At 65.9% G+C, this 10,578-nt stretch carries 12 protein-coding genes, 1 tRNA gene and 3 pseudogenes; 7 read left to right on the top strand and 9 right to left on the bottom strand.

Going from position 1 to position 10,578, the window contains the following annotated elements; genetic code table 11:
• Both DSD19_RS22100 and DSD19_RS13370 read right to left on the bottom strand, forming a co-directional pair.
• On the bottom strand, positions 1 to 199 hold a 199-nt coding region (locus DSD19_RS22100; protein ID WP_207802461.1), incomplete at its 3' end, for a hypothetical protein.
• Between the two features lie 65 nt (positions 200 to 264).
• Positions 265 to 1,161, bottom strand: coding sequence for a zinc-dependent alcohol dehydrogenase family protein (locus DSD19_RS13370; protein WP_371412604.1), 897 nt, complete (start codon positions 1,159 to 1,161; stop codon positions 265 to 267).
• A gap of 377 nt (positions 1,162 to 1,538) precedes the next feature.
• Here DSD19_RS13370 and DSD19_RS13365 point away from each other — a divergent pair.
• Together DSD19_RS13365 and DSD19_RS22380 are read left to right on the top strand one after the other, a co-directional pair.
• Positions 1,539 to 1,634 (top strand): annotated as a pseudogene (locus DSD19_RS13365) (IS5/IS1182 family transposase); the annotation flags it as partial.
• A gap of 93 nt (positions 1,635 to 1,727) precedes the next feature.
• Positions 1,728 to 1,856 (top strand): annotated as a pseudogene (locus tag DSD19_RS22380) (phage tail tape measure protein); the annotation flags it as partial.
• 46 nt (positions 1,857 to 1,902) lie between these two features.
• Here DSD19_RS22380 and DSD19_RS13355 read toward each other — a convergent pair.
• Positions 1,903 to 2,799, bottom strand: coding sequence for an AraC family transcriptional regulator (locus DSD19_RS13355; RefSeq protein WP_243627966.1), 897 nt, complete (start codon positions 2,797 to 2,799; stop codon positions 1,903 to 1,905).
• Between the two features lie 67 nt (positions 2,800 to 2,866).
• Here DSD19_RS13355 and DSD19_RS13350 point away from each other — a divergent pair, with 67 nt between their 5' ends.
• A complete protein-coding gene (locus tag DSD19_RS13350; protein ID WP_113669934.1) occupies positions 2,867 to 3,727 on the top strand; it encodes a DMT family transporter in 861 nt (286 codons plus the stop codon).
• 274 nt (positions 3,728 to 4,001) lie between these two features.
• Positions 4,002 to 4,508, top strand: a complete 507-nt coding sequence (locus DSD19_RS13345) for a ClbS/DfsB family four-helix bundle protein (RefSeq protein WP_075786173.1) — start codon at positions 4,002 to 4,004, stop codon at positions 4,506 to 4,508.
• A gap of 1 nt (position 4,509) precedes the next feature.
• On the opposite strand, the pseudogene DSD19_RS13340 reads toward DSD19_RS13345, so the two are convergent.
• Positions 4,510 to 4,614: pseudogene (locus DSD19_RS13340) on the bottom strand (IS5/IS1182 family transposase); the annotation flags it as partial.
• An 87-nt stretch (positions 4,615 to 4,701) separates the two neighbouring features.
• Here DSD19_RS13340 and DSD19_RS13335 point away from each other — a divergent pair.
• Entirely contained in the window at positions 4,702 to 4,944 is a 243-nt protein-coding gene (locus tag DSD19_RS13335) for a DUF3445 domain-containing protein (protein ID WP_165828130.1), read from the top strand.
• Positions 4,945 to 5,083: 139 nt separating this feature from the next.
• On the opposite strand, the gene glnA is transcribed toward DSD19_RS13335, so the two are convergent.
• Together glnA and DSD19_RS13325 are read right to left on the bottom strand one after the other, a co-directional pair.
• Complete coding sequence (gene glnA, locus DSD19_RS13330; RefSeq protein ID WP_075785019.1) at positions 5,084 to 6,490, bottom strand: type I glutamate--ammonia ligase; 1,407 nt, start codon at positions 6,488 to 6,490, stop codon at positions 5,084 to 5,086.
• A gap of 76 nt (positions 6,491 to 6,566) precedes the next feature.
• The gene (locus DSD19_RS13325) at positions 6,567 to 6,905 is read right to left on the bottom strand and encodes a P-II family nitrogen regulator (RefSeq protein ID WP_075785018.1); all 339 of its coding nucleotides are present in this window, start codon (positions 6,903 to 6,905) and stop codon (positions 6,567 to 6,569) included.
• A gap of 176 nt (positions 6,906 to 7,081) precedes the next feature.
• On the opposite strand from DSD19_RS13325, the gene DSD19_RS13320 reads away from it, so the two are divergent.
• Together DSD19_RS13320 and DSD19_RS13315 are read left to right on the top strand one after the other, a co-directional pair.
• Positions 7,082 to 8,626: an NAD(P)H-hydrate dehydratase gene (locus DSD19_RS13320; RefSeq protein WP_113669932.1), complete on the top strand. Its 1,545-nt coding sequence runs from the start codon at positions 7,082 to 7,084 to the stop codon at positions 8,624 to 8,626.
• 273 nt (positions 8,627 to 8,899) lie between these two features.
• Positions 8,900 to 8,984: transfer RNA gene (locus tag DSD19_RS13315), tRNA-Leu, on the top strand.
• 95 nt (positions 8,985 to 9,079) lie between these two features.
• Here DSD19_RS13315 and DSD19_RS13310 read toward each other — a convergent pair.
• The 3 genes from DSD19_RS13310 to DSD19_RS13300 all read right to left on the bottom strand — a co-directional run bounded on the left by DSD19_RS13310 (position 9,080) and on the right by DSD19_RS13300 (position 10,508).
• Positions 9,080 to 9,277: a site-specific integrase gene (locus DSD19_RS13310; RefSeq protein ID WP_113669931.1), complete on the bottom strand. Its 198-nt coding sequence runs from the start codon at positions 9,275 to 9,277 to the stop codon at positions 9,080 to 9,082.
• 132 nt (positions 9,278 to 9,409) lie between these two features.
• Positions 9,410 to 9,961 carry a biotin transporter BioY gene (locus DSD19_RS13305; protein WP_237399888.1) on the bottom strand — a complete coding sequence of 184 codons (552 nt, stop codon included), beginning with the start codon at positions 9,959 to 9,961 and terminating at the stop codon, positions 9,410 to 9,412.
• 133 nt (positions 9,962 to 10,094) lie between these two features.
• Positions 10,095 to 10,508, bottom strand: coding sequence for a DUF6314 family protein (locus DSD19_RS13300; protein WP_113669930.1), 414 nt, complete (start codon positions 10,506 to 10,508; stop codon positions 10,095 to 10,097).
• Positions 10,509 to 10,578: the final 70 nt, after the last annotated feature.

The following is a 10,578-nucleotide window of genomic DNA, read 5'->3' as shown; positions in this document are numbered from 1 at the left end:
ATTCTTTTCCCGAGGCGGAAGGAAGAGAGATCCCTGCTTGCGATCCCAAGCCGGGCCAGCGCCATAAGTCGTACTCGTTTGTCGACCAAAGGCGTCGCCGAACCCGATCAGCCCCCCCGTTGCCGAGGCCCGATTCCTGCCGATAGCCGCCGTCGAGCGCCCAAGCCTCCACCGCGTGCGGAACCACGAAAGCAGCCATACATCGCGGTTACAGCAGGTCCCGGAGCCGCCAAGGTCCGGAGGGCGGACCATTGCTGCCCTTTGTCAGGCGAGACTGGACAGATCGAGTATCGGTTTCTGGCCCCCCGGTTTTTCGGCCTCCGCAAGGGCCTGCCGCCACTCCCGGGCCGGGAAAACCCGTGGGGGTGAAGGCGGGGCCTCTGCGAGCAGCGGCCAAATTTCGGCAAATGCAGCCTGCATGCCCTGTCCCGCCAAAACCGGGAAGTGATCACGCATGTGAAACCGGTGATAGGTCGCCCTGACCCCGGCCCCGATATTGACTGGCTTGCCCGTCAGAAGGCCGTAGGCAACAAAATCCGTTTCTCCGCGCATCCGTTCCAGAACACATCTTGCGATGTCGCCGCCGAGGGAGTCGAATGCGACATCGGCTTGGGCAGAGGCGGTCAAAATGGCGCTAACATTGGCTGTCGAGATCGGTTCGATGCCCATCCGGTGCAACCGGTCTTTTCGGTGCTCCGAACGATAGATCCCCATGACGAGCTTGGCTCCCTGGCTTATCGCCCAGCGTCCCAAGTGTTCGGAACAGCTCGATCCCGCGCCACTGAGGAGCACCACCTTGCCACGGACAGGCCAGAGCCGAAGCATCGTGGCAGCGGCCATCGGATTGATATACGCCCGCGCCGCAACGAGGTCGGAAACCGCGTCGGGCACCTCCACGGCATGATGGGCGGGACAATCGACCCGGGTCTGCCAGGTGCCTTCTCCGCGCAGCGGCAGGACACGACGACCAACCATGTGAGAGAGGCCGTGGGGCGCTTCGACCACGCGCCCGACGCCTTCGTATCCCGCGACGGCTGGCAGCGAAATCCGATGAGCATAGGCCCCCGTGATTGGTATGAGATCGGAGGGGTTGACCGGCACATATGAGACTGCCACGCGAAATGAGCCGGGAGCGCGTGGCGGCAGTTCGCGATTGAGCATTTCAAGAGTCGATCGCGGTGCCCCGAAAGTTCTGTAGATGAATGAGGTCCGCATGGGATGCGGGGGATTTTTCCAAGGCATGTGTCGCCTTAGCCCATAACATGACTGTCGGCAAAGGACTCGGAGCGGACCTGCGGCGATGCGGCATGGCGCCGGAGCGCCTCGGCGCCCGCTCTGGCGCTCCCTGCCGATAGCGGTCGTTCGGTCCCCCAAGCCCGATCCGTCAGTGGATCACGGAAGCGGCCGTTCATCCCCGCTGCGGCATGCCATGGATCCGCCAAGGTCTGGAGAGCGGGACGAAGTGGCCGTTCGCCTAAGTCGTGTTGACAAAAGGGATTCCGCTCGTGCGTAGGGCATGATTCAAGCTGGCATCTGCGATGGAGACCAGCTTGGCACGAGATCTTATGTCGGACGAGGAATGGGCGTTCTTCGAGGGTTTCATACTCGCCGTCCGCGCCCCGAACAGGCGCAAAGCCGTTGGCCCGTTCCCACGCCCAGATGGTATGCGGTCAAGGCCGTGCCTTCAGCCTCACGCGAAAAGGCATCAAGTGCCCAAGGCGGCCAGCGCCCTTGGCAATGTCTTCGACGGCGGCCGGGTCCGGGCCTTTGCCGCGGGCGGCGTGGTCGACCGGCTGACCTTCTTTCCGATGAGGGGCGGCTCGACCGGGCTCATGGGCGAGGCAGGCCCCGAGGCGAGGCGCTCTAGCGCCATGCTGCGATGCCGCAGGTCCGCTCCGAACCCTAAGTGTTGCTGGGGCTGTCCTTTACCGCACGCCGCCAGCCGGCGGGAGTCGTCGAGGTCGCAGCCTTGAACGCGCGGGTGAAGTGGCTCTGGCTGGCAAAGCCACAGGCGTCGGCAATCTGAACGAGTGGGGCCGGGCCGCTCAGGAGACCTTTGGCGCGGTCGATGCGGCGATCTGTGATCCATGCGTGAAGTGCCATGCCGCGGGAGACGCGGAACATGCGGTGAAGATGGAAGGGCGAGAGGTCAGCGAGTGCAGCGAGGTCCGACAGGCGAATTGCCTCGTCGAGATGCGCGTCGATCCATTCGTCGAGACGGCTCAGGATATGGGGCGCGAGGCCACCTGTGAGGATGGCGGGTCGAGGCGCGAGCCCTCCGACCAGCTCGGCAAGGACGGCGTCCGCCAGAAGGATGCTACCAGACGATGCGGCACCGGCAAGCGCTCCGAGGAGTCCGGCGAGTGCCGGCATTTCGGCGAAGGTCACCTCCGGCAAGTCGAACCGGCGGGCGTCGCAATCATGCGTCCGGGCGAAATCGGCGCGCAGGCGATCGTCGGGCAGGTAGAGATGGACGAAGCGGAAGGGGGTCGTGATCTCCCATTCCGATGTCTGCCCGTCTGGAAAGATGCAGACCGCGCCAGGCCAGCCCGACACGCCCTTCGCATCCAGGCGCCGCGTCCCGGTTCCGCCCTCCAGGTAGAGGCTGAAGACATGTCCCCGTGTCGCATCGTAGGTAATACGGTCGTTCCTGTTCTCCCAGATCGTGATGCCGCGCCCGCGCCCCATGTCGAGCGTGGCAGCCGCATGGGCCACCGGAGAGCGGGAAAGAGAGTCGTGAACGGAGGCCATGTCGACTTCTACGCCTGCCCGCAGCAGTCTGAAACGGTCGAGAGCCATTCCAGCGCAAGATCGTGCAAAGATTCTCCGTGAGGATGGCGTACATGGCGCGGCAAAGGAGCCGCCCATGACAACACCCGTTCTCTTTGTCCTGACCGTCCTCATCTGGGGAACGACATGGATCGCCATCGCCGCTCAGGTCGGTGAGGTGCCGGTGATGGTGTCGATCTTCTACCGCTTCACGCTCGCCGGGCTTCTGATGCTGGCGGGCCTCGTGGCGTTGGGAAGGCTCAGGCGACCGGCGGTGTGGAGGTTTGTCGTGGTGCAGGCGCTCTGCCTGTTCTGCCTGAACTTCGTGGGGCTCTACAGCGCGACGTCACTGGTGCCTTCGGGGCTCGTCTCGGTGATCTTCTCCCTCGCCTCGATCTTCAACGCCGTGAACGCGCGTATCTTCTTCGGTGACGGGATCAGTCGGCAGACGGTGCTGGCCGGAGCGCTGGGCGTCGCGGGGCTCGCCTGCCTCTTCTGGCCCGACATCGACATCCAGGCGGGGGCCTCCACGCTGCGCGGCATAGGCTGGGCGGTGATCGGGACGCTGTTCTTTTCATGGGGCAACATGGCCTCGCGGCAGAACGCGCGGCTTGGCGTGACGCCGGTGATCGCGAATGCCTGGGGGATGGGGATCGGTGCGATATGCCTCCTCGGCCTTCTCACGGTCACCGGCCAGCCCCTCATCCTGCCGCATGGCAGCCTCTACTGGACGGCGCTTGTCTATCTCGCGGTCGCAGGCTCCGTCTTGGGCTTCACCGCGTATCTGATGCTGGTCGGCCGCATCGGCTCGGCCAAGGCGGGTTATGCCACCGTTCTCTTTCCCATCGTCGCGCTCACCGCTTCGACGATGTTCGAGGGGTACCAATGGAGCATCATGTCTGTCCTGGGCGTCGTGCTCGCGGCGCTTGGCAACGTCGTTATGTTCCTTAGGCGGTAGCGCTGCCGTTTTAAATGTCGGCTTACGTCCGCCCTCCGGACCTTGGCGGCTCCAGGGCGTGCTGCAACCGCGACGAACGGCCGCTTTCGTGATTTCGCTGGCAGCAGAGGCCGGGGCGCTCAACGGCGGCTATCGGCAGCGAGCGCCCGAGTGGGCGGCCCGATGCGCTCCGGCGCCATGCTGCACCGCCGCAGGTCCGCTCCGAGCCCGTATCTATCATTGGCGATGATGCGCGTCGGGCCTAACTTCGAATCAAAATGCGTAAGAGAACAGTATGGGCGTGCCGGTATCGAAAGCCGAACTTCTGGATGCGATTTCAACGACATTCGGCAACCTGATATACGACCTAGAGCGCGTGCCACCGGAGCTTGCACGCACGGCCTCCATGGAGGGCCATGCCGCTGGAACGATGATGAGCCCCGCCGATCTGGTGGCCTATCTGCTTGGCTGGAATGAACTCGTTTTGAAATGGTTGGATCGGGATGATCGTGGCGAGGCCTTGGAGCTTCCCGAAACCGGTTTCAAGTGGAATCAACTCGGCTCACTGGCCCAGAAATTCTATGCGGATTACCGGCATCTCGACTGGCATGAGCTCCTGGCCGGCCTTGCGGCAACCAATCTCAGGCTGGTCGAAACGATTTCATCCCGGACGAACGACGAGCTTTATGGCCACCCTTGGTATGGCAAGTGGACGAAGGGGCGGATGGTCCAGTTCAATACCTCGTCGCCCTACGCGAATGCGCGCGTGCGCATCAGGAAATGGTTGAAGGTTGTAAGCTAGGTCATGTTGACAAATGGCGGACCCAGAGACGGATCGACGTGATGTCAATGAAGCCGAGGAAGCTCTCAGTGGTCTTGTCGTAGCGGGGCGCGACACGCCTGGCGCTACACCCCCTGGGCCGGGCCCGCGATGCGGCGCCTGCCGGGCATCCAGCCGCTCGACCCGCAGCGCTGGCTGATCCTCGACGAGGCCTATGGCGCCCAGATGGCCGAGCGCCGCGACCCATCGCGATGCGGTGCATGCGATGCGCCCCGAGGCCGGGGACGCGGCCTGGGAGCTTTACGATCTGGTGCTGGCCGATCTGGCCCGGCGTCCCGGGACCGTCATCGGCGCCACGGAGGTGCTGCGGCCCGACGGGGTGCGGGCGCCGCTCGAGGCGCCGCCGCTTGTCCGACTTGGGCGGCTTCTCGATCCACACCTATGTCGTGGCGATTGAGAGCCTGAACCCTGCCCAACGCGCGGCGCTTGAGGCGCATCCGATCGGCCATGACCCGGCGCGCCCGGCCTGACCCTTGAGTGGACGCAAAAAGGGCGCCCGAAGGCGCCCTTTCCGAAATTCGGTCCGAAGGACCCGATCAGCAGCTGTAGTACAGCTTGTATTCCATCGGGTGGGGCGTGTGTTCGAAGGCGTAGACCTCTTCCCACTTGAGCTCCATGTAGCCTTCGATCTGGCTCTTGGTGAAGACGTCGCCCGCGAGCAGGAAGTCGTGGTCCTTGGCAAGGCTCTCCAGCGCTTCACGCAGCGAGGCGCAAACGGTGGGAATGCCTTCCAGCTCTTCGGGGGGCAGGTCGTAAAGGTTCTTGTCCATCGCCTCGCCCGGATCGATCTTGTTCTTGATCCCGTCGAGACCGGCCATCAGCAGGGCCGAGAAGCACAGATAGGGGTTCGCCGACGGATCGGGGAAGCGGGCTTCGACGCGCTTGGCCTTCGGGCTCTCGGTCCACGGGATACGGATGCAGCCCGAGCGGTTGCGGGCCGAATAGGCGCGCAGCACCGGGGCCTCGAAGCCCGGGATCAGCCGCTTGTAGGAGTTGGTCGAGGGGTTGGTGAAGGCGTTCAGCGTCTTGGCGTGCTTCAGCAGGCCGCCGATGTACCAAAGCGCTTCCTGGCTGAGATCGGCATATTTGTCGCCCGCAAAGAGCGGCTTGCCGTCTTTCCAGATCGACATGTTGCAGTGCATGCCAGACCCGTTGTCGCCCGCCATCGGCTTCGGCATGAAGGTCGCCGTCTTGCCGTAGGCCAGCGCCACGTTGTGGATGACATACTTGTATTTCTGCAGGTTGTCGGCCTGTTTCTTCAGGCTGTCGAAGATCATGCCCAGCTCGTGCTGGCAGGTCGCCACCTCGTGGTGGTGCTTGTCGACCTTCATGCCGATCCGCTTCATCGTCGACAGCATTTCCGACCGGATGTCCTGGCCTTCGTCCGACGGGTTCACCGGGAAGTAGCCGCCCTTGTAGGTCGGACGGTGGCCGAGGTTGCCCGACTCGTATTCGGTGTCGGTGTTCCAGGCGGCATGCTCGACGTCGATGGCATAGGCGACCTTGTTCGGGGTCACGGCATAGCGCACGTCGTCGAAGATGAAGAATTCGGCCTCGGGGCCGAAATAGGCCACATCGCCGATGCCCGAGGATTTCAGATAGGCTTCGGCCTTCTCGGCGGTGCCGCGCGGATCGCGGTCATAGGCTTCGCCGGTATCGGGCTCGACCACCGAGCAGTGCACGCAAAGCGTCTTCTCGGCGTAGAACGGGTCGATATAGGCGCTGTCCGGGTCGGGCATCAGCTTCATGTCGGAGGCTTCGATCGACTTCCAGCCGGCGATCGACGAGCCGTCGAACATGAAGCCTTCGTCCAGGAAATCCTCGTCCACCAGGTCGGCCATCACCGTCACGTGCTGCAGCTTGCCGCGCGGATCGGTAAAGCGGATGTCGACGTATTCGACGTCCTCGTCCTTGATGGTCTTGAGAACCTTGTCTTTGCTCATGTGACCTTCTTCCCCTCTGTACTTAGGTTTGGTCGCGTCCTGGCCGGGCGGACCCGGCGCATGCGTTACGGGTGTCTTAAAGGGCGTCCTCGCCGGTCTCGCCGGTGCGGATGCGGATCGCCTGCTCGACAGGCGAGACGAAGATCTTGCCGTCGCCGATCTTCTCGGTCTTGGCGGCGTTGACGATGGCCTCTATGGCGGCCTCGACCTGATCGTCGGGAAGGACGATCTCGATCTTCACCTTGGGCAGGAAATCGACGACATATTCGGCGCCGCGGTACAGTTCGGTATGGCCCTTCTGGCGGCCGAACCCCTTCACCTCGATCACCGAAAGACCCTGAACGCCGGCTTCCTGCAGCGCCTCTTTGACCTCGTCGAGCTTGAAGGGTTTGATGATCGCCTCGATCTTCTTCACGGCGCGCGACTCCCTCTTGGTATGGTTCGACGCCCGACAGACCACTTTCCCCCGAGGCGCACAATTGGCTAGGCTGACGCGCAAGTTGGGCGTTCATGGAATCTTGGGGTGCCGCCCGGGAAGTGGGCAACATGCCTTCGGAATGGGCGTTTTTGAAACGGATTTTGGGGGTTCCGATGGCCGAGCTTCTGACCTCTGCCCAAATGCGCGCCATCGAGGCCGACGCGATGGCGCGTGGCGATGCAGATGGCGCGACGCTGATGGAGCGCGCGGGCGAGGGCGTGGTCGCGGCGGCCCTGGCCGAATGGCCCGATCTCGAGGCCGGGCCCAAGGCCGCACTGGTGCTGTGCGGACCCGGCAACAACGGCGGCGACGGCTTCGTGGTGGCCCGGCTGCTGGCCGAGCGCGGCTGGCGGGTGGATCTCTTTCTTTTCGGAAGGTCCGACCGGCTGCCGCCCGATGCGCGCCGCAACCATGACAGCTGGGCCGCGATGGGCCGGGTGCGGCCCTGGGACGATGCGGCGGTGGCCGCGCATCTGGCGGGCGGCGAGGCCGATCTGGCGGTCGATGCGCTTTTTGGCAGCGGATGCACCCGCGGCATCGGGGCCATCGCGGCGCGGACGGCGGCCGCGCTGGAGGTCTTCCGCGCGGCGGGTGGCCGGGCGCTGGCGGTCGACATGCCAAGCGGACTGTGCACCGACAGCGGGCGCGATCTCGGAGGCGTGCTGCCCGCCACGCTGACCGTCACCTTCCACCGCGCCCGGATCGGCCAGTTCACCGCCGAAGCGAGCGCCTTCTGCGGCCGGGTCGTCATCGCCGATATCGGGCTCGATCCGGCCGGTCGCTGTCCGGGGGCGGTCGCGCTGGTGGAGGCGCCGGGGCCCCGGATCGGCAAGGCGGGCGCCGTCGGCGGACACAAGTACAGTCATGGCCACGCGCTGGTGCTGGCGGGCGGGCCGGGACGGACCGGGGCCGCGCGGCTTGCTGCGCGCGGGGCGCTGCGGGTGGGGGCAGGGCTCGTGACGCTGGCCGCGCCCGGCTCGGCGCAGCTCGAATGCGCCTGTCATCTGACCGCGACGATGCTGCGCCGGGTCGATAGCGCGGAGGACCTGACCGCCCTGCTCGACGATCCGCGGTTCTCGGCGCTCTGCATCGGGCCGGGGATGGGGGCCGGACCGCGCGAGGCGGCGCTGCTTGCGGCGTCCCTTGCCAGCGGCCGTGCCGCCGTGCTTGACGCCGATGCGCTGAGCCTGCTGGCAGCGGCGGCCGATCCTTTCGCGGGTCTTCGGGCAGATTGCGTCCTGACGCCCCATGGCGGCGAGTTCGCCCGGCTTTTCCCCGATCTCGCCGAGCGGCTTGCGTCCCGCGCCGCGCGCGGCCCTGCCTTTTCGCGGGTCGAGGCGGTCCGGGCCGCGGCCGCTCGGTCGGGCGCGGTGGTGCTGCTGAAGGGCGCCGACACCGCGATTGCGGCCCCCGACGGCCGGGCCGCGATCCATGCGGCGCTTTACGAGCGTACCGCCCCCTGGCTCGCGACGGCGGGATCGGGCGATGTGCTGGCCGGGCTCGTGACCGGCCTGCTGGCCCGGGGGCGGCCTGCCTTCGAGGCCGCCGCCGAGGCCGCCTGGCTGCACGCCGAAGCCGCGCGCCGGTTCGGTCCGGGGCTGATCGCCGAGGATCTGCCCGAGGCCCTGCCCGCGGTATTCCGCGCTCTCGATCTCTAGGCCGATCGGGCAGAGCGCCTGCGGCGCGCTCTTTCTTTCGGACGCCCGCCCTTCGGGCGGCCGAGATGGAGTGTTTTGCCAAGAAGAAAGAGGGGCGCCCGCGTGTATCCGGTGCCGGTCGGGCTATCCCTTGGAGAGGCGGTGCGGTCGGGTCAGAGTGCGGGAGCGGCCGGCGACGGCGGTTTTTCGGCTCGCCAGCTTCCGGGGGCTTTGCTAGAAGGGCGCGGATCGATACGCGGCGGTTTGCTTGGGCGCGCGTTCAGGTCCTGGCGTGCGGGTGTGGCGGAACTGGTAGACGCACCAGATTTAGGTTCTGGCGCCGCAAGGCGTGGGGGTTCGAGTCCCTTCACCCGCACCATTATGAAATATAAAAATAATTCGCCTTGTCGGGGGAGGCTTCGGTACCCCCTGCGGCGGCGGTTTTCCGCATAGTTTTCCAGTTTCCCGTTCTGTTCATGTTCTGTCCCTGCGATCCTGGGCTTGCCTGGACAGGCGCCTTTGGTTCGCTCCGGCGCGGTACTTCTGGACCATCTGCAACGTGCGGTGCCCCGTCACGGCAGCAATCTCGCTGTCGCTGCACCCGGCTTCCGCAAGCTGCATCGCAGCGGTGTGGGGCAGCGTTGTCTGGAGGATCGGCGCGGCTTGGGTCATGGGCCGATCAGAGCTCGCGGCGGGTGCCTCGGCAAGTCCCGTCAAGGGACCGTGGCTCAGGCCCGGGGGCGAAAACGAAAAAGGCGCGCCCCGCAGGCCGCGCCCTTTCCGAAATGCCGTATCTTGGGGCGATCAGTCGCGGCCGATCAGCCGCCAGACCGCCGGAACCGCCAGCGCGGCCAGCGCCAGTTTCAGCGCATCGCCCAGCAGGAAGGGCGTCAGGCCCCAGGCCAGGATCGGCTGGTCCCAGCCATAAAGCTGGCCGAGCCAGATCAGGCCCGGAACATAGAGCACCACGTTGCCGACGAGCATCGCCACGGCCATCCGGCCCATCGAGCGGTCCCAGCCGGCGCGGGCGAAGGTGCCAAGCGCAAGCGTCGCCAGCACGTAGCCGACGAGATAGCCGCCGGTCGAGCCCATCATGTAGGTCAGCCCCGACAGTTCGGCCGAAGAGCCGGCGAAGACGTCGAAGCCCAGCGCGCCGACACCCATGTAGCCGAGGATGGTGATCAGACCCAGCCGCGGCCCGTAGGCGGCGCCCAGCGTCAGCACCGCGAAGGTGGTCATGGTCATCGGCACCGGGATCATCGGCACCTTGATATGGGCCGCCAGCGCCAGGATCGCGATCCCGGCCACGACCAGAGCCGCGTCCCGCGCCACGCGAAGCGCGCCGTTCCGGGGCATGATGTTGTCGACAAGGACCTTTTCGGTCAGGGCATACGCCATTACGGTCACTCCCGTTGCATCCGTTGCGCCCCGTATTGCCCGAGCGTCGCTTCCGGCGCAAGACCCGGCGGGACGCGACGACGGCCCCCGGCTAAGATTCGGGCCGGTATTCGCTCTCCATCGCATAATTCTTGCGCGGGCCATGCACCTCCCAGCGGCTCGACCAGCAGGGCCAGGCGGCGAAATCGTAGCGGACGCGGTAAAGATCGGGCGCGCAGTCGTGCCGCGCCTCGGGACGGTCGCCCGGACCCAGCGCATGAAAGAAGCGGCCATCCTCGAAGAAGACCTCGATCCCCGCGGCGCCCGCGCGCCAGAGATAGCGCCTTGTCGCGACCGCCGGGGCCTGACCGGGAAGTTCGAGCCGCCCGGTCTCGTCATAGACAAGCCCCGCACCATCGCGCGCGAAGACCGCCCGGCCCGTCAGCCGCAGCACCTGCCCGGTCAGCCGGTCGTCGATCCGGCGCGTCAGCAGCCAGGCTCCCTCGAAATCCTCAAGTTCCGGCACCCCGTCCCCGCTTCTTGCCGCGCCTGACCGCAGGCGGTATCAGACCGCGAACCCACGTCCAAGCGAAGGC

This window comes from Rhodovulum sp. BSW8, from assembly GCF_003314725.1.
Taxonomy (GTDB): Bacteria; Pseudomonadota; Alphaproteobacteria; order Rhodobacterales; family Rhodobacteraceae; genus Rhodovulum; species Rhodovulum visakhapatnamense.
This window is presented reverse-complemented; position numbering and strand designations above follow the sequence as displayed.